Origin of the sequence: Haloarcula amylovorans (assembly GCF_004681185.1) — an archaeon.
In the GTDB taxonomy this organism is placed as follows: domain Archaea; phylum Halobacteriota; class Halobacteria; order Halobacteriales; family Haloarculaceae; genus Haloarcula; species Haloarcula amylovorans.
The window spans coordinates 59,863-76,601 of the sequence record NZ_SRIF01000013.1 but is presented as its reverse complement, the minus strand read 5'-3'; the positions used below and the strand labels follow the sequence as shown (position 1 = coordinate 76,601).

16 protein-coding genes are annotated in these 16,739 nt (G+C 65.6%); 9 read left to right on the top strand and 7 right to left on the bottom strand.

Annotated features, from left to right (window positions below):
* The first annotated feature begins 53 nt into the window (after positions 1-53).
* The 4 genes from E4S61_RS23485 to E4S61_RS23470 all read left to right on the top strand — a co-directional run bounded on the left by E4S61_RS23485 (position 54) and on the right by E4S61_RS23470 (position 4,313).
* Entirely contained in the window at positions 54-998 is a 945-nt protein-coding gene (locus tag E4S61_RS23485) for a PfkB family carbohydrate kinase (RefSeq protein WP_135306256.1), read from the top strand.
* Positions 999-1,078: 80 nt separating this feature from the next.
* Positions 1,079-2,320 carry a carboxypeptidase regulatory-like domain-containing protein gene (locus E4S61_RS23480; RefSeq protein WP_135306255.1) on the top strand — a complete coding sequence of 414 codons (1,242 nt, stop codon included), beginning with the start codon at positions 1,079-1,081 and terminating at the stop codon, positions 2,318-2,320.
* Between the two features lie 38 nt (positions 2,321-2,358).
* Positions 2,359-3,441 carry a CAF17-like 4Fe-4S cluster assembly/insertion protein YgfZ gene (gene ygfZ, locus E4S61_RS23475; RefSeq protein ID WP_135306254.1) on the top strand — a complete coding sequence of 361 codons (1,083 nt, stop codon included), beginning with the start codon at positions 2,359-2,361 and terminating at the stop codon, positions 3,439-3,441.
* Positions 3,442-3,524: 83 nt separating this feature from the next.
* The gene (locus E4S61_RS23470; RefSeq protein WP_135306253.1) at positions 3,525-4,313 is read left to right on the top strand and encodes a YihY/virulence factor BrkB family protein; all 789 of its coding nucleotides are present in this window, start codon (positions 3,525-3,527) and stop codon (positions 4,311-4,313) included.
* 37 nt (positions 4,314-4,350) lie between these two features.
* On the opposite strand, the gene E4S61_RS23465 is transcribed toward E4S61_RS23470, so the two are convergent.
* A complete protein-coding gene (locus E4S61_RS23465) occupies positions 4,351-4,578 on the bottom strand; it encodes a DUF7860 family protein (RefSeq protein WP_135306252.1) in 228 nt (75 codons plus the stop codon).
* 83 nt (positions 4,579-4,661) lie between these two features.
* Here E4S61_RS23465 and E4S61_RS23460 point away from each other — a divergent pair, with 83 nt between their 5' ends.
* The gene (locus E4S61_RS23460; protein WP_135306251.1) at positions 4,662-4,910 is read left to right on the top strand and encodes a hypothetical protein; all 249 of its coding nucleotides are present in this window, start codon (positions 4,662-4,664) and stop codon (positions 4,908-4,910) included.
* Positions 4,911-4,944: 34 nt separating this feature from the next.
* Here E4S61_RS23460 and E4S61_RS23455 read toward each other — a convergent pair whose 3' ends face one another.
* Positions 4,945-6,027, bottom strand: a complete 1,083-nt coding sequence (locus E4S61_RS23455) for a geranylgeranyl reductase family protein (protein WP_135306250.1) — start codon at positions 6,025-6,027, stop codon at positions 4,945-4,947.
* A 141-nt stretch (positions 6,028-6,168) separates the two neighbouring features.
* Here E4S61_RS23455 and E4S61_RS23450 point away from each other — a divergent pair, with 141 nt between their 5' ends.
* Both E4S61_RS23450 and E4S61_RS23445 read left to right on the top strand, forming a co-directional pair.
* Positions 6,169-6,744, top strand: coding sequence for a hypothetical protein (locus E4S61_RS23450; RefSeq protein WP_135306249.1), 576 nt, complete (start codon positions 6,169-6,171; stop codon positions 6,742-6,744).
* Between the two features lie 6 nt (positions 6,745-6,750).
* The gene (locus E4S61_RS23445) at positions 6,751-7,347 is read left to right on the top strand and encodes a hypothetical protein (protein WP_135306248.1); all 597 of its coding nucleotides are present in this window, start codon (positions 6,751-6,753) and stop codon (positions 7,345-7,347) included.
* Between the two features lie 163 nt (positions 7,348-7,510).
* Here E4S61_RS23445 and E4S61_RS23440 read toward each other — a convergent pair whose 3' ends face one another.
* The 4 genes from E4S61_RS23440 to uvrA form a co-directional block, all read right to left on the bottom strand.
* The gene (locus E4S61_RS23440) at positions 7,511-7,954 is read right to left on the bottom strand and encodes a DUF5518 domain-containing protein (protein ID WP_135306247.1); all 444 of its coding nucleotides are present in this window, start codon (positions 7,952-7,954) and stop codon (positions 7,511-7,513) included.
* Between the two features lie 96 nt (positions 7,955-8,050).
* A complete protein-coding gene (locus E4S61_RS23435) occupies positions 8,051-9,034 on the bottom strand; it encodes a WD40/YVTN/BNR-like repeat-containing protein (protein WP_135306246.1) in 984 nt (327 codons plus the stop codon).
* A gap of 149 nt (positions 9,035-9,183) precedes the next feature.
* On the bottom strand, positions 9,184-11,073 hold the full coding sequence (locus E4S61_RS23430) for a S9 family peptidase (RefSeq protein WP_135306245.1): 1,890 nt from the start codon (positions 11,071-11,073) through the stop codon (positions 9,184-9,186).
* Between the two features lie 151 nt (positions 11,074-11,224).
* Positions 11,225-14,194 carry an excinuclease ABC subunit UvrA gene (gene uvrA, locus E4S61_RS23425; protein ID WP_135306244.1) on the bottom strand — a complete coding sequence of 990 codons (2,970 nt, stop codon included), beginning with the start codon at positions 14,192-14,194 and terminating at the stop codon, positions 11,225-11,227.
* 117 nt (positions 14,195-14,311) lie between these two features.
* Here uvrA and E4S61_RS23420 point away from each other — a divergent pair, with 117 nt between their 5' ends.
* Together E4S61_RS23420 and E4S61_RS23415 are read left to right on the top strand one after the other, a co-directional pair.
* Complete coding sequence (locus E4S61_RS23420; RefSeq protein WP_135306243.1) at positions 14,312-14,893, top strand: LURP-one-related/scramblase family protein; 582 nt, start codon at positions 14,312-14,314, stop codon at positions 14,891-14,893.
* Positions 14,894-14,943: 50 nt separating this feature from the next.
* Complete coding sequence (locus E4S61_RS23415) at positions 14,944-16,344, top strand: LVIVD repeat-containing protein (protein ID WP_135306242.1); 1,401 nt, start codon at positions 14,944-14,946, stop codon at positions 16,342-16,344.
* Here E4S61_RS23415 and E4S61_RS23410 read toward each other — a convergent pair.
* Positions 16,341-16,703, bottom strand: a complete 363-nt coding sequence (locus E4S61_RS23410; RefSeq protein ID WP_135306241.1) for a hypothetical protein — start codon at positions 16,701-16,703, stop codon at positions 16,341-16,343. The two genes, E4S61_RS23415 and E4S61_RS23410, sit on opposite strands and share 4 nt — an antisense overlap.
* Positions 16,704-16,739: the final 36 nt, after the last annotated feature.

Below are 16,739 nucleotides of genomic sequence, written 5' to 3'. Positions count from 1 at the left end.
ATTCTGTCCGAAACCACCGGTTGAATTAAACCGGAGTCACCCGATGGGCGGGTATGGGACTGGTGACACTGGGTGAGACGGCGCTTCGACTCTCGCCGCCGGACGGACAGCGATTCGAGACAGCCCGCGAGGTCGAGATGCGGGCCGACGGCACGGCGAGTACCGTCGGGGCGATAGCGAGCAGACTCGGCGGCGATGCGGTCTGGCTCTCGAAACTACCCGACACGCCGCTGGGTCGGCGGGTCGTCGCGGAACTGCACGAACACGGACTGGAGACTGACGTGGTGTGGGCCGACCCCGAGGTTGGCCGGCAGGGGCTGACCTTCTACGAGGACGCCGCCGCGCCCCGCGAAGACCGACTGCTTCAGGACCGCACTGACACCGCGATGGCGACGCTCACGCCCGGCGAACTCCCGATGGGGCGCATGCAGGACGCCGACGTGGTGTTCGCCGCGGGGTCGACGGCGGCGCTCTCTGCGACGGCAGCAGAGACGACCGGCGCGTTGCTCCGCGCGTCGCCGGGGATCCGGGCGCTGGACCTCGATTTCCATCCCGGGCTCTGGAGCGCCGAGGCGGCACACGACACGCTCGAAGACCTCTTCGGCGCGGTGGATCTGCTGTTCGCCAGCGAGGACCAGGCCAAGGCCGTCTTCGACCGAACCGGGACGCCACGGGAGCTAGTCCACACCATCGCCGCCGACTACGACTTCTCGCGGGTCGTCCTCACCCGGAGCGAACACGGCGTCGTCGGCTACCACGACAACGTTGTCCACGAGCAGGACGCCTTCGAGACCGACGCGACCGATAGCACCGGACAACATGCGACGCTCGTCGGAGCGGTCCTCCAGCGACTCGTCGCGGGTTCGCCGACCGACGAGGCACTGGCCCACGGCGCGGCCGCCGCGGCGCTGGCTCGGACGATGCCCGGACCGCTCACCCCCATCGAAGCCGACGAGATCGAACGCCTCGTCGCCGACCACGACGGCCGCGGCCGCTGACGCGACCTCCCAGATATCGTGTCTGTTACCGCGTGTAAGCTGACCATACTGTTAAGGTTAGCCCACGTTATCATTTCACTATGGCTCCGTCTCGGTCGGCGTTCGTCCTCTGCATCGTGGCGCTCGTGGGTATGGCCGCCGTCCCCGGAAGTGCTATCGCACAACAAGACCGGGCCACGCTGACCGTCTCCGTCGTCGACCAGAACGGTGACCCGGTCAGCGACGTCCCCATCTCGGCGACGTGGAACGACGGCGACGGCGGACCGGTCAACGAGACGACGCGGGCAAACGGACAGGCCCTCGTCGACGTCCCAGCGGGTGCGGACGTGACCATCCGCGTCCGCGGTGACGAGTGGGTTCGCAACCAACCGTTTCGCGTGACGAACGCATCCGCGAGAACTGTCGAAGTTCCCGTCTCCGAGATCGCGACAGCGACCGTCACCGTGGTCGGCGGCGACGGGGACCCGGTCTCGAACGCTCGTGTCCTCCTCTATCGGGACGGCGAGTTCGTCACCGACCAGCGGACCGGCTCCGACGGTACCGTCACCACGCCGGCGGTCGAAGCGGGTGAGTACCGACTCACCGTGGGCAAGGAGGGGTACTACTGGAACCGAACGCGAGTACAGGTGACCGACGAGACCCAAGCACGGAGCGTCATCGAAGAGGGGACGGCGCTGCTAACCGTCACCGTTTCCGACGACCACTTCGACGACCCGCGAGCAGTCCAGAACGCGACAGTTCAGGTCCCGTCGGTCGGGACCGTCCAGACGCTGTCGAACGGGCAGGTAACCATCCGTCTGCCGGTCAACGACCGGTACGACCTGACGGTGACGAAAGACGGTTACGAGACCGTCGAACAGCGGCTCCGCGTCGGCGAGACCGACACCTCGGCCAACGTCTCCATCCAGCGGACGCCGGCGCTCTCTCTCTCGCCCGACAGCCGGCGCGTCGTCGTCGACGAGCCAGTCCGCCTCCGGGTGACTGACGAGTACGGCAACCCGGTTCCGAACGCCACCGTCAGCCAGGGCGGTGACCAGGTCGGGACGACGGATGCCTCGGGCGTCGCCGTCGCGCCCGTCCCCTCGGCCGGGAACGTGACGTTCACCGTCGAGCGCGGCGACCTCTCGGCGACGGCGACCGTCGAAGGCGTCGAAGCGGCCGCGGCCGACACCGAGACTGCGACAGCCTCGCCCACGGCCACGGCGACACCGGCATCCACCGACACGCAGACGAGTACGGGTAGCGGCGGGCCCGGGTTCACCAGTGTGACCGCGCTGGTCGCACTCGCACTCCTCGCGGTGTTCGCGCTCCGGCGTCGGTAGCGGGACGCTTTTCAGCGCGAGGCCCCCATTCGTGGGCAATGACTGTTCTCTCCGAGGTCCACGAAGTCCACGGGGCGACGTTCCGTGAGGTGGGTGGCCGCCGCGTCGTCGACCACTACGGCCGCTCCGAGCGGACCCACCGCGCGGTTCGCAACGTCGTCGGCGTCTGCGAGTTCGGCTACGGTGTCCTCGTCGTCACCGGCGAGGACCGCGTCGAGTACGTCGACAACGCCATCTCAAACGACGTCCCGACCGACGACGGCCACGGCTGTTACGCGCTGTTGCTCGACCCGGACGGCCGCGTCGAGACGGACATGTACGTCTACAACGCAGGCGAGCGACTGCTGGTGTTCACGCCACCACAGCGAGCCGAGTCGCTGGCCGAGGAGTGGAGCGAGAAGACGTTCATCCAGGATGTCGAGATCAGCGTAGCCACCGACGACTTCGCCGTCTTCGGCGTCCATGGCCCGAAGTCCACCGAAAAAATCGCGAGCGTCCTGCACCAAGCGTCCTCGCCCGAAGAACTGCTCTCGTTCAACCGCGGCGAACTCGGCGACGCGGGCGTGACCGTCATCCGAACGGACAATCTGTCGGGTGAGGAGAGCTACGACGTGGTCTGTGCCGCCGAGGACGCCGAACCCGTCTTCGATACGCTCGTCAACCGCGGCCTGAACGCCGTCCCCTTCGGCTACCGGACGTGGGAGACGCTCACGCTCGAAGCCGGGTCGCCGCTGTTCGAGACGGAGATCGAGGGTCGCCTCCCGAACGACCTCGGGCTGCGAAACGCACTGGACTTCGAGAAGGGCTGTTACGTCGGCCAGGAGGTCGTCTCTCGGATCGAGAACCGGGGCCATCCCACACAGCGGCTCGTCGGCCTGACCGTCGGGGCCCGTCCCGAACCCGGTGCGGCGGTCTTCGCTGGCGACGAACACGTCGGCGAGGTCACCCGCGCCGTCGACAGTCCGATGCGCGAGGCTCCCCTCGCGCTCGCCGCCGTCGACTGGGACCTGCCCGAGGCGGCGCTGACGGTCCGCGTCGACGGCGACGCGGTCGAGGCCGAGCGAACGTCGCTTCCCTTCGTCGAGGGGTCGGCGACCTCGGCGCGACTGCCGACGTACTGACAGCGACGAGTCGATTCTCGTGCCGGGTCCGATTCCGGCCCAGTCGAGAACAGCGTTATCCGACGCAGAACGCTACAACCGGTATGGTCGGCTGGAAGCGTACGTCCGAAACCGTCCTCGACATCGTGCGGACGTCTATCAACCGAGACATCCAGTATCCAGCGGCCGCGCTCGCGTACTACGGCTTCGTCTCGCTCCTGCCGCTGTTGGTCATCCTGCTCGCGGTTCTCGGTAAATCGGCCGCCGCGGAGGTCCAGCTCGTGGCACTCGAATATCTCACTCCCGCGGCACAGGAACTGGTCCGCGACGCGCTCACGGACTCGCAGGGGCGGGTCGGCGCGACGCTGTTCGCTGTCGCCGTCCTCCTCTGGAGCGGCGCGAACATCACTGCCGGCTTCCAGACGGTCGTCGAGGACGTCGAGGGAGAGATCGACCGATCGTTGACCGGGCATCTCCGCGACGGCGTCGGCGTCCTCGGCTCGCTTGTCTTCGGTATCGTCTCCGTCCTCCTCGTCAGCACGCTGTTCGTCTTGCTGCCCGACGCACCGTTCGTACTGACGGGCGGTCTCGTCGCGCTGCCCGCCGCGCTCACCGTCTCCTTTCTCCCCTTATACTATCTCCCGTCGAGAGACATCAACTCGCTATCGACTGCCGCTCCGGGAGCGGTGACCGCCGCGATCGGATGGACGGTCTTATTGGGTGGGATACGGTTTTACGCCGAGAACGCCGGGGCGTACGCCGTCTTCGGCGTCCTCAGCGGCGTCATCCTCATTCTCACGAGTCTCTACGCCGCCGCGGCGCTCCTCATGATCGGCCACGTCGTCAACGCGACGCTTTCGGACGTGATCGCCCCACTGGGAAGAAATAGATAGTCGAACGCGGATCGTCGTCACAGTTCTCCGCCCGCGCTCACTCGATGAGTGGCAGGATGATGCCGAAGACGAGCGGCGAGAAGAGGCCGAGCAAGATGCCGATTCCTTCCATGTCTGTCAGTACCATCTGTCCCCATCCCGGCAGCGGGCCGACGACAGCGGGGGCGACGAGTTCGCCGACGATGCCGAGGACGAACAGGCCGACGCCGAGGAGGAACCCTCGCTTGGCGAGTGCCGCGTGGTCCATGCTTCGATACTGTGCCATACACCTTTTCTGCCCCCGGCTTGACTAACGCTTTTTGTTTTCGGTCGAAAAGGCTATAGTCCGCTTCGACAAATCTGGCGGCGATGACAGCACTACTCTCCGAATCGCTCGCCGAACTACTCGGGATGGTCGCGTCGGTGCTCGTCGCGGGCCTGCTGACCGTCGTCGGTGCGCTCACCGAGAGCGCCGGCCTGACCGACCTCCTCGCCGGCCAGTCGACCATGGGACTGTGGGAGCTCTGGATGGGCACGATACTGCTGTACGCCGGTGTGTACATGCTCGGCTACCAACGCGTGCTCGCTCCGATGCTGACTCGGGGTACCCCGAACTAACGGTATAGATTCGTTCTCGACAGCTCTTGGCAGTTCAGGACCGCGATAGCAACGCCTTCAGTTGCTCGCGCGAGAACAGCGTGCTCGGTCGGTCCATGTGGACGCCGATCTCGCCCTCGAAGGCCTTCATACCGGCTTTCTGCAGCGGTTTGGGAACCGAGTAGCCTGCGCGCACCGCGCGGCCGAGTCGAATCTCCCGTCGAAGGTCCTCGCGCCACGCGCGCTCGTAGTCGCCGAGCGTCCCCGGTTCGTCGGGGTCGATTTCGCGGGCGGCGTGGTCCGCGGCGGTCATCCCATAGAGGATGCCGCCGCCGGTGAACGGCTTGGTCTGGGCGGCGGCGTCACCGATAAGGAACGACCGTCGGCCGGTCACGCGCTTCGGTGGGCCGATGGGAATGAGTCCCGAACAGCGCCGGGTCACGTTCGCGCCGTAGCCGTCGGTGAACGCCTCGAAGCGCGCCCGAGCGTCGTCGCCCGGCGGCACCGCCAGTCCGTACTCGACGCCGGCCTCGCTCCGGGGGATGCGCCACGCGAAGAAGCGCGGGACGGTGAGGTGAACGTCGACGAAGTCGCCGTGATCAGCCGTCTCGTCGAAGCCGAGCACGCCGTGGAGCAGTTCGTCCGGCTCCGGCAGCCCCAGTTCCCGGCGAACGCGGCTCTTCGGGCCGTCACAGCCGGCGACCAGTTTCGCGCGGTGCGTTTCGACGCCGTCGGGTCCCTTCACCTCGACGGTGACGCCGTCTCGTTCTTCTTCGACGCCAACCACTGTGTGCTGCTCGCGGACGTCTGCACCGGCCTCGCGGGCGAGTTCAGCGAGATGACGGTCCAGTCCGACCCGATCGATGACGTTCGAGATGACCTCGTCCTTGTAGAAGGGATGGGCGTCGCCACCCGGCCCGTCGGTATAGAATCGCGCGCCCGAGATTTCGTTCTGGAGGAGTTCCTCGCGGGCCTCGTCGGTATACTCCCAGATGTCGGTGCTGACGTGGCCCGAACAGGCCAGTGGCTCGCCGACGGTGCCCTGCTCGAAGGCGAGTACGTCGAGTCCCTGCTGGGCCGCTCGCCGAGCGTACCGCGACCCGGCGGGGCCGGCCCCGACGACGACGACGTCGTGCATACACCCTCTCTCGGCGTCACGAGCCAAGTACTTTCTCGATTCGCATCGAGCGGGATAACCGACGTTCTCTCGGCGATATCGGGACAACCGATTACAGCATCGGCCTAGCATATTTGCCTCCTCAGGACGAATAATCAGGTGGTGGCCCTGCATACGCTCGTTTCCGACCAACGATTGAACGCCGTCCTCGGTTGGGGGATGACCGGTATCATCGCTCTGGCGGCTATCGAGAGCTACCTGATGGACGCCTTCCTGTGGGGCTGTCTGGCTGTACTCATCGTCTCGATTATCGCCCTCCCCTCGGCCGTAACCGGTCGTCCCGCCGCGATGGTCCCCTGGCCGATTCCCTTCGTCGCTGCGGTGGCCGTGGTGCTCCGCACATTCGAGTTTTATCCCGACATCACCGGGTATGTGGCCATCGGTACGATTGCGTTGCTGCTCGTCGTCGAGCTCGACGTCTACACCAGGGTCGAGTTGAGTCGCCGCTTCGCCGTAGTGTTCGCCACGATGACGACCATGTCTCTCCAGGCGTTCTGGATCGTCGCCCAGTACTACTCCGACCAGTGGCTCGGGACGAGGTTCCTCGTCTCGCAGACCGAACTCCAGTGGGATATCGTCTACGTCACCGCCGTCGGCGTCGCGCTGGGTATCCTCGCGGAATGGTACCTCGACCGATTCGAACCCGTGGGGTCGTTCGAACGGCCCCCATCGGGGTGATCGAACATGGGGCTCGATTCAGTTCTCGACCTCTCGGATACGACTGAACGCCGCCTCGTCAGGGGTCTGCAACTCGCGCTGGTCGTACTCGGCGGATACGGTCTGCTCAACTTCGAGGTTGGTATCGCCGCTGCCGCGGTCGTCGGCCTCGGAATCTCCTTCGTTCCTGCGCTGCTCCGTCGGGAGTACGACTACGCCATGAACGGCGGGCTCGTCCTCTGGATTACCGTGGCCGTCTTCCTCCACTCCGTCGGTAGCCTCGGTATCTACGGACAGTACCAGTGGTACGACGAAATCACGCACACGGTTTCTTCGGCCCTGATCGCGGCTCTGGGTTATGCCGCCTTTCGGGCACTGGAACTCCACTCGGACGAGATTTCGGTACCCGACGAGTTCCGTGCCGTCTTCATCGTGGTGTTCGTCCTCGCGTTCGGGATCGTTTGGGAGGTCCTGGAGTTCGCCTTGGGTGACTTCATCCCCGTCTATGGCATCGACGACATCGTGACCGACATGATCGCCAATACCGTCGGGGCCGTGATCGTGGCCGTCTGGGGGGCCGGCCCCGTGTCTGGTTTAATTGGGTTCTTCCGAGAGCGGTTATGATCTGATACCACTTGAACGAGGCCTGACTGAGTAGACAAACGTCTACCGCTGTGAGTATAACTGCGAGACCGACATACTGCAGCCATTTTCTGTATTCAGTAGACCCGGTCTGTCAGGTATTGAGGGTTTCAACAGCGTCGGAAAGACGGTTCCGTGGGCCCCCTCAGCTACTGGCTGCGGGCGGTCGTTGCCGGCCGACCCGCTCCGCGAGCCAACCGCCGATCCGTGCGGAAAGTCCTCCGAAGAAAGCCGCGACGACGACGAAGAGGGGAACGAAGACCAGCAACAGCAGAAGCTGGAGACCCGTGAACCAGGCGGGCTGAGAGAGGTCGAGTACGAACCGGATCAGGTCGATAGTGCCCCACAGCGTCGCGGGCGCGGCGGCGACGACGCCGGCGCGGAACCCGACCGGCGTCGCGTCGATGCTGCGGCGTTTCGCGAGATAGCCGGCGATCAGCGCCGCGAGACAGAGCCCCACCGGTTCCACGGCGGTTTCGGACTGCCAGTATCTCCACAGCGATAGCGGGACTATCGGGAGTCCGCCCAGCAGGGCGTACTTCCACGTCGCGCTGAGTTCGCGGGGGAGAGGAGGACCAATTCGGGTCACCGTCGAATCTTCTCGCCCCGCGCACATAAATTCATCTTCGAAGACACGAACGGAGCATGATCCGCATCTCGACAAGAGCAGTGAGAGGGGTCACCGCTAGACCACTGCGAGGCCGCGCGGGACTTGCTCGTACGCCTCGTCCCACGAACCGGCCGATTCCCACGTCGCGCCGTCGGCCGATCGGAACAGCCCGTGGTTCGTCAGCGCGTAGAACCCATCGCCGTCGCTATCGGCCGCCAGCACCGGGCGAGTGAGACCGTTCGGGTCTGGAAGGCCGTCCATCGCTAGTTCCCAGTGCTCGCCAGTCCGGCGGTAAACGTAGCTCTCGCCGCTGGTCGAGTGAGCCGACTGCGGGCCGTGGGCGGCCGAGACGACAACGCAGTCGGGATCGTCCGGATGGACCGCCAGTCCCCAGACGTACCGGTGGTTCAGCCCGCCTTGCGGGTAGGTCCACGTCTCGCCGCGGTCCTCCGACTGTGCGTAGCCGTCGCCGGCGGCGGTGTAGACGCGGTCCGGCGCGTCGGAGTGGACTGCAAGCGTGTGGTTGTCCCGGCGGCCGCCACCGGGGCGGTCTATCCACGTCTCGCCGCCGTCGGGGCTCCGGAGGAACGCGCCGGCCTCGATGGCGACGTACAACTGCTCGGGGTCGTCCGGCGCGAGGGCTATCCAGCGGACGTGGTGGGTGTGCGGCCGCGGCGGGAACGCCCAACTCGACTCGGAGTCGAGGTCGGTGAGACCCTCGCGTTCGGTCCACGACTCGCCACCATCCACCGAACGGTAGACAGCGCTAGGTTCCGTGCCAGCCCACACAACGTCGGGGTCGTGCGGGCTGGCGGTGACGCTGGTCACGCGGTCGCCCCCGCCGAGTGCCGCCGTCGAACGCGGTTCGACGCTTCGCCACGTCTCGCCGCCGTCGGTGGTTCGCTGGAGGCCCGAATCGACCGTCCCGACGAACGCGCGGTCGGGGGACTCGGGGACGGCGGCGACGCACTCGATGTCGTGATCGCGAAGCGTCTCGGTCCACGACAACCCGTCGCCGACCAGCACTCGGTCGTCCAGCGCGGCGTAGCAGGTGTCCATACCCGCGCTACGCGCTCGGACGGAAGAAACGTGTCGGCCGGATCGCGCCAATCGTCGGTCGTCCTCTCTCATACGGATTGTTGTCGCTGTTTACCGGTAAGCGTCGCACCGGGCCCGAGGATGCCGGTACGAGACTACAACAATCCGTATCAGTCGTCGGCCGCCACCGTGTCGACGCCGATGCGGCGGTCGAGGAAGTCACCGAGCAGGCGGAACAGCCGTATCTTCTGGTCGATGTCCGAGGAAGCGTGGCCCTCCTTGCCGAGTTCCTCGTACTCGTAGTCGCCGTCGTCTCCCTGTGCGTAACCGGCTTCCTCCAGCGCGTCGCGGAACAGCCGGGCCTGCGAGACGGGGACCCGACGGTCGTTGACGCCGTGGAGCATGAACAGCGGGGCCGAGAGGTTCTCGACGTACTCTCTGGGCGAGCGTTCTCGATAGAGATCTGGGTTCTCCTCGGACGTCCCGAGGTTCTTCTCCATGAGTTCGGTGCGGAAGTGCGGCATCGTCGTCTCGTACATCTCCGCGAGGTCAGTGAGTCCAATCCACGCCACGCCGGCGTCGTAGAGGTCGGGGTACTGGATTAGTTGCCAGTACGCAGAGTAGCCGCCGTAGGAGCCCCCGAAGACGGCGACCCGGTCGTCATCCACCCACTCGTGGTCGTCGAGGACGCGTTCTGCGGCCGTCGCCACGTCGCCCTGTTCGGCTCCGCCCCAGTCGTCGTACAGCGCCTTGACGAATGCGTGGCCGCGACCGGTCGAGCCGCGGTAGTTCACTTGCAACACCGAGTAGCCCCGCTGGGCCAGAAACTGCGTGTAGAGGTCGAACGACTTCGTGTCCATCCCGCGCGGGCCGCCGTGAGGATTGACGATTAGCGGTGACGGGCGCTCGCCGGAATCGTAGAGTAGTGCGCCGATTTCGAGCGTCTCGTAGGGGTCGTGGTCCACGGCGGCCTGTCGGGTCTCGGGGACGCCGTCGGACTCGACCGTGAAGTACTCCGCGTCGGCGAAGTCTTCCGGCGAGAAAGGGCCGTACTCGGCTTCCAGCAGCGTCTCGGTCTCGTCGGTGTCGAGGTCGTACGCGAGCAGGCTCGGCCGGCGCGTCGGGGTGGTGTGAGTCAGCAGGATGCGACCGTCGGCCAGCAGATTGTCGCCCGCCCGTCCGAACCCGCCGACGCCGTCGGGGAGGTCAAGCTCACGCGACTCGCCCGACTCGATGTCGTAGACGACGGGCACCTTCGACGCTTCGCGTGTCCGGAGTGCGAGGAATCGGTCGCCGTCAGGGAGGAAACACTGCGGGGCTTCGACGAACTCGCCGCCGCACCACGTCACCTCGTCGCGCTCGGTGTCGTAGATGCCCGGTCGCGGGATATCCTCGCTGTTGTCGGTCAGGAGCAGTCGGTCGCCGTCCGGTCCCCACTCGACCGCGCCGGTCTCGGCACCGGTCTCGCCAAGGTCGAGGTTCTGAGGGTCTGACCCGTCGGCGGCGGCAACGTAGACGTCCATATTCTCGAAGTCGTCGGCCTCGTTGGTCGTAAACGCCAGTCGGTCGCCGTCGGGCGAGAGCAGGCCGGTCCAGACCGCTCGCTCGTAATCCGTGAGCTTCGTCGTCTCGCCGCTCGCGAGGTCGTGACCGTAGAGGTTCATCTGGCCGTCGCGGGTAGACCCGACCAGCAGCGTTTCGCCGTCCTCGCTCACGTCCTGTATCTGGACCTGTCCGTCCATCTCGACGACCGGTTCGACCGCCCCCTCGCGGTCGATGGCGTAGACATCGTTTTGCTCGTTGCCGCCCTCGTCGCGGTGGAAGAACACGCGGTCGCCGTCGGCCCCCCATTCGAGGAACCAGCGGGCGTTGCGCGGGACCTCACCGTCGCTCCAGCGCTCGTGTTCGCTGCTCTCGATGTCTAAGACGTGTAGCTCGTTGCGGCCGCTCCCGTCGTAGTAGAACGCGACTTCGCTGCCATCCGGCGACGCTGTCGGATGGGCCAGCGTCGGCAGACCGGCGAGCGCTTCGAGTACGTCGTCAGTCTCGGAGTCGGGCATTGCCTCCTGACCGTTGGTCGGCAGTAAGTTAGCTTTTCTGTCAGCTAACGGGGGCACCCCGGACGGTTGCTTATACGAATTGTTGTAGCTGTTTCCCGGTAATCGCCGTACGGGAGCCGGCGATACCGGTAGGAGACTACAACAATCCGTATCAGTCGTCTGCGGCGGGCGCGGCCACGTCGCTGTCGGCGCGCGGCCCATCCAGTTCGACGTCGGGGAGCAAGTCACGGAGATACCGGCCGGTGTGTGAGTCCTCGGTCTCGGCGACGGCCTCGGGCGTGCCCGCGGCGACGAGGTCGCCGCCGTGCTCGCCGCCCTCTGGGCCGAGGTCGACGACGTGGTCGGCGTTTTTCACGAGGTCGAGTTCGTGTTCGATGACGACGACTGTGTTGCCGTTGTCGGTCAGTCGGTGGAGCACGTCGATGAGCTTTCGCTCGTCCTCCGGATGGAGTCCGGTCGTCGGCTCGTCGAGCAGATACAGCGTCTCACCGGAGTCTTTCTTGCCGAGTTCCTCGGCGAGTTTGATGCGCTGGGCCTCGCCGCCCGAGAGCGTGGTCGAGGGCTGGCCGAGTCGCATGTAGTCCAAGCCCACGTCTTTCAGGAGCTTCAGTCGGCGGCGGATGCCGGTGTGACTCTCGAAGAAGTCGTAGGCCTCCTCGACGGTCATGTCGAGGACGTCCGCGATGGTCTTGCCCTTGAAGGTCACGTCGAGCGTCTCGTCGTTGTAGCGCGCGCCGTCGCACTCCTCGCAGGGCACCTCCACGTCAGAGAGGAAGTTCATGTCGATGGTGACAGTCCCCTGGCCGCCACAGGCCTCACAGCGGCCGCCCTTGACGTTGAATGAGAACCGCCCCTTCTCGTAGCCGCGCTGTTTGGCGAGGCTGGTCTCGGCGAACAGCTCGCGGACGTGGTCGAAGACGTTGGTGTACGTCGCGGGGTTCGACCGCGGCGTGCGGCCGATGGGCGACTGGTCGATGAGCCGCACCGTCTCGATCTGGTCGATACCCTCGATGTCGTCGTGTTCGCCGGGATAGACGTCGGTGTCGTTCATCCGGCGTACCAGTCCCTTGTAGAGCACGTCGTGCATCAGCGTGGACTTCCCGGACCCGGAGACGCCCGTGATGGCGGTGAACGTCCCGAGCGGGAACTCGACGTCGAGGTCCGCGAGGTTGTGCTGGCGCGCGCCTCGAACGGTGAGATAGCCGTCACCCTCTCGGCGGTCGTCGGGGACCGGAATCGCCCGCTCGCCGGCGAGGTACTTGCCGGTGACCGACTCCTCGGTCGCCATCAACTCCTCTTGCGGGCCGTTGACGACGACTTCGCCGCCACGCTTGCCCGGCCCGGGACCCATATCGATTATCTGGTCGGCCCGCCGCATCGTCTCGGTGTCGTGTTCGACGACGATGAGCGTGTTTCCGAGGTCGCGCAGTTCCTCTAAGGTGTTCAGCAGACGGTCGTTGTCCCGCTGGTGGAGGCCGATGGAGGGCTCGTCCAGTACGTACAGCACGCCGACGAGTCCCGACCCGATTTGGGTCGCCAGTCGGATACGCTGACTCTCCCCGCCCGAGAGCGTCGACGCCTCGCGGTCCAGCGTCAGATATTCGAGGCCGACCTCTTTCATGAATCCGAGCCGGGCGCGAATCTCCTTGAGAATCTCTTCGGCGATTTTCGTATCGCGGGCCGAGAGATCCGCTTCCATGCCCTCGAAGTGGGCAAGCGCGTCACCGATTGACATCCGATTGACTTCCGTAATCGAGGTGCCGTCGACGAGCACCGCCCGCGATTCAGCCTTCAATCGCGTCCCCTCACAGACTGGACACGTCGTGGTCGCCATGACGTCCTCGATGTGTTCGCGCGCGCGGTCGGAATCGGTCTCGACGTGGCGGCGTTCGAGGTTCGGAATCACGCCCTCGAAGCGCTCGGTCTTCTCGCGCGTGCCGTTTTTCGTCCGCCACTCGAAGTGGACGACGCCGTCCGTGCCGTGCAGAAACTGCCGCCGTATCTCCTCGTCCAGTTCCTCGAAGGGCGTCTGCAGGCTGACGCCGAAGTGGTCGGCGACGTTGTCCAGTTGCCGGGAGTAGTACGTCCGGTCGTAGCTCCACGGTTCGAAGACGTGTTTCAGGGGCTTCGAGGTGTCTCGAATAACCAGGTCTTCGCTGACCTCTTTGGTTTCGCCAAGTCCCTCACAAGCCGGACAGGCCCCGTGCGGGGAGTTGAAGGAGAACGACCGCGTCTCGATTTCGGAGATGTCGATGCCACAGTGCGTACAGGCCAGTTCTTCGGAGAGTTCGACGACGAGTCGGTCGTCGTCCGCTGTCTCGTCGGTCTCGGCGTCCGCTAAGTCGCCCGTTGCCCGCGCGGTGGACCCCCCGAGGGTGTCGGCGGCTCCTTCGGGTGGGTCCGGCAAGACGACCTTCAGCGTGCCGTCTGCTTCCTCTAGGGCAGTCTCGACAGAGTCGTTGATGCGCGACCGGGCGTCAGCACTGATTTTCACGCGGTCGACCACCACGTCGACGGTGTGGTCGTAGTTCTCGTCTAAGTCCGGTCGGTCCATCGTCAGGTCGTAGGACTCGCCGTCGACCTCGACGCGGGCGTAGCCATCGCTCACGAGGTTGTCGAATAAGTCCTCGAACGCGCCCTTCTGGTCGCGGACGACCGGCGCACAGATCTTCGCCCGAGTCCCTTCGGGGAGTTCGAGGATGCGCGAGACCATGTTCTGTGCCGACTGCTCGCCGACTTCGCGGCCACACTCCGGGCAGTGTGGCACGCCGATGCGGGCGTACAGCAGGCGGAGGTAGTCGTGCAGTTCGGTGACGGTCCCGACCGTCGAGCGGGGGTTGTTGGCGGCGTTCTTCTGGTCGATTGAAATCGCAGGCGAGAGTCCTTCGACGTTCTCGACCTGTGGTTTGTCCATCTGCCCGAGGAAGTTTCGGGCGTACGCCGACAGCGACTCGATGTAGCGTCGCTGGCCCTCGGCGTACACCGTCTCGAAGGCGAGCGAGGATTTGCCCGACCCGGACAACCCCGTGACGACGGTGAGTTCCTCGCGCGGAATCTCCACGTCGACGTCCTTGAGGTTGTGTTCCTCTGCACCCCTGACCTCGATGACGTCCTTGCTCATCTATGGGTTCCCCAAGGCGGGGACCCGTGAAACCCTGTCGGTTGCGTATTCGTGTCTTCTCATCTGATATGAACGCTCGTGGAAAGGTTCAAGGCACTTTCCGCAGGAGTGGGGCATATGAGTACCGCCCAGAAGTACGACATCCGCGCGATCGAACTCACCGACGACAGCTACACCGTCGAGCAGAGCCTCGTTCGGAACAAGTACAAAGCACTCGACGCCGACGGCAACGTCGTCCTCCGGGGCAAGCAGAAGATGTTCAAACTCAAGGAGTCGTTCCCGTTCGTCGACGGCGACGGCAACGACGCCTTTCAGGTAGACGCCGCCGGCTACCTCGACGTGGCCGGCAACTACGTTCTCACCGACTCCCAGAGCGGCGAGGAGCTCGTCGTCCTCGACAACGACTTCTCGATCCTGCAGGACTCCTGGCGCATCCGTGACGCCGACACCGGCGAGAAACTCGCACAGATCGACTCCCGAGGCGCGGTCGTCACCCTCGCGCGGAACGTCCTTCCCTTCGGTGCGTGGATTCCCCACAAGTACGAGATTACCGACGCTGAGGGCGGCCACGTCGGCAGCATAAACGGGCAGTTCTCCTTCCGCGACCGCTACGAGATAACTATCGACGACGCCAGTTCCGTCCCGAAAGAGCCCATCGTCGCCGCCGCGATGGTTATCGACGCGATTCAGGGCAACTGAGCCACTCGACCCACCGGAAGGCTTCTTGCTGCCGGTCCCCGACTTCGCGTATGCGCCGTCGGACGTTTCTCCGAGCGTTCGGTGCGGGAACCGCCGGTGTCGGTACCGTTACGAGCACCGCAAGCGCTCATCCACTGCCGACCAACGACGGCACGCCTACGACATCGGATAGTACGCTGACTGGGAGCGACGTGTTGGGAACGCTCGACCTGCCGGGTGCCCGCGAACTCGTCACCAGTCCCGATGGCCACACGGCCTACGTCGCCACCGGCGAGGGCGTCGCCTTCGTCGACGTCGTCTCGCCGACCGCGCCGCGACTCATCCAACACCGCACCGACCTGCTCGGAGAGAGCGAGGACGGGCCGATGCGAATCGTGCAGGATGTCGCCGTCGCAGACGACCGACTGCTCGTCGCTGGCCCGGCCCACCCAACAGAGGGCGCTCACGGTTTCGTCGTCTTCGACGTGAGCGACCGGGAGAACCCGGAGCGCGTCCTCGGCTACGAGACGGACACGCGCATCCACAACTGCGACTTCGACGGCCGCTACGCCTACCTGACCGCCAACGGGCGCGACGGAAACCCGCTCCTCGTGGTCGATACCGACCGCGAACGCGAAGTCGGGACGTGGTCGCTGTTCGACGCCGACGAGGCGTGGACAGAAGCGCCGGCGGGTCTCCGACCGCTCCACGACGTGTGGGTTCAGGATGGTCGGGCATACCTCGCGTACTGGGACGCCGGGACGTGGATTCTAGACGTTTCCGACCCCGCCGACATCTCGCTCGTCTCGCGGGTCCGCGGCCGGGAACCGTCAGAGCTGTCGGCCATCGAGGACCCGGGACTGGAGCGTACGGAACCGCCGGGTAACGACCACTTCGTCACCGTGAACGACGACGCCACGTTGTTGGGCGTCGGCGGGGAGTCGTGGGACCGCGGCGGCGACGGGTCGGGCGGTCCGAGCGGCATCGAACTGTTCGATATCTCCGAGCCGACCGCTCCCGAGTCGCTCGCCACCATCGACCCGCCGCCGACGAGCGATCCGTCGCCCGGCGGCGTGCTGACGACGGCGCACAACTTCGAACTCACGGACGGGCGCTGTTACTCCGCGTGGTATATGGGCGGGGTCCGCGTCCACAACCTCTCGGACCCAGCCGACCCGCGGGAGGTGTTCGCGTGGCGCGACTCGGAATCCACCTCGTTCTGGACCGCCCAGCGTGGTACCGGCTGTTTCCTCGCCTCGAACACGAACGCCAACGCGGGAAGCGAAGCGCAACCGGGCGTCTACGTCTTCCCCAACCCCCGAATCGAGCCGCCGACGGGGACGGCCGAGGCCGTCGGGGGCGACAGCAGCCTCGTCGGTGCCGCCGGCGACGGGTTCGGGATCGCCGCGGCGCTTGCGGCGCTCGCAGGCGTCGGTCTCGCAGGATTGTCCGGTCGAAACCGCGACAGTTAGTTCCGCGCCCAGTCGAGCGCTTCCGCCTCGTCGTCGCTGGTCATCGTCTCGACGCCCATCTCCTCGACTTTCCCCTTGAGAGCGAGGCTCTTGATGCCGTCCGAGACGATGGCCCACTTCGTAATGCCGTACTCAGTGCCGACCTCCGCGGCCTCCTGTGCCTTTTGGAAGACGTCGCCGTTGAGCGACGCCGACATATTCAGCACCGACATGTGGGCGTCGACCTCGTTTCGGCCGGCGAGTCGTTCGAACCGTTCGTTGACACGCTGGTACTCTTCGGCGTCGCTCGGCATCCCTTCCGCAAAGTCCGCGACGAGGACGTTGTCTTCTACGTATAGTTTCCAGTTTGTTGTGGACATACGACCAACAGTTATCGAGAGGGAGTATATCCTGAG

Coding starts and splice junctions, on each gene's coding strand:
- E4S61_RS23485 (WP_135306256.1), top strand. CDS start 54: ATGGGACTGGTGACACTGGGTGAGACGGCGCTTCGACTCTCGCCGCCG.
- E4S61_RS23480 (WP_135306255.1), top strand. CDS start 1,079: ATGGCTCCGTCTCGGTCGGCGTTCGTCCTCTGCATCGTGGCGCTCGTG.
- ygfZ (WP_135306254.1), top strand. CDS start 2,359: ATGACTGTTCTCTCCGAGGTCCACGAAGTCCACGGGGCGACGTTCCGT.
- E4S61_RS23470 (WP_135306253.1), top strand. CDS start 3,525: ATGGTCGGCTGGAAGCGTACGTCCGAAACCGTCCTCGACATCGTGCGG.
- E4S61_RS23465 (WP_135306252.1), bottom strand. CDS start 4,578: ATGGCACAGTATCGAAGCATGGACCACGCGGCACTCGCCAAGCGAGGG.
- E4S61_RS23460 (WP_135306251.1), top strand. CDS start 4,662: ATGACAGCACTACTCTCCGAATCGCTCGCCGAACTACTCGGGATGGTC.
- E4S61_RS23455 (WP_135306250.1), bottom strand. CDS start 6,027: ATGCACGACGTCGTCGTCGTCGGGGCCGGCCCCGCCGGGTCGCGGTAC.
- E4S61_RS23445 (WP_135306248.1), top strand. CDS start 6,751: ATGGGGCTCGATTCAGTTCTCGACCTCTCGGATACGACTGAACGCCGC.
- E4S61_RS23435 (WP_135306246.1), bottom strand. CDS start 9,034: ATGGACACCTGCTACGCCGCGCTGGACGACCGAGTGCTGGTCGGCGAC.
- E4S61_RS23430 (WP_135306245.1), bottom strand. CDS start 11,073: ATGCCCGACTCCGAGACTGACGACGTACTCGAAGCGCTCGCCGGTCTG.
- uvrA (WP_135306244.1), bottom strand. CDS start 14,194: ATGAGCAAGGACGTCATCGAGGTCAGGGGTGCAGAGGAACACAACCTC.
- E4S61_RS23420 (WP_135306243.1), top strand. CDS start 14,312: ATGAGTACCGCCCAGAAGTACGACATCCGCGCGATCGAACTCACCGAC.
- E4S61_RS23415 (WP_135306242.1), top strand. CDS start 14,944: ATGCGCCGTCGGACGTTTCTCCGAGCGTTCGGTGCGGGAACCGCCGGT.
- E4S61_RS23410 (WP_135306241.1), bottom strand. CDS start 16,703: ATGTCCACAACAAACTGGAAACTATACGTAGAAGACAACGTCCTCGTC.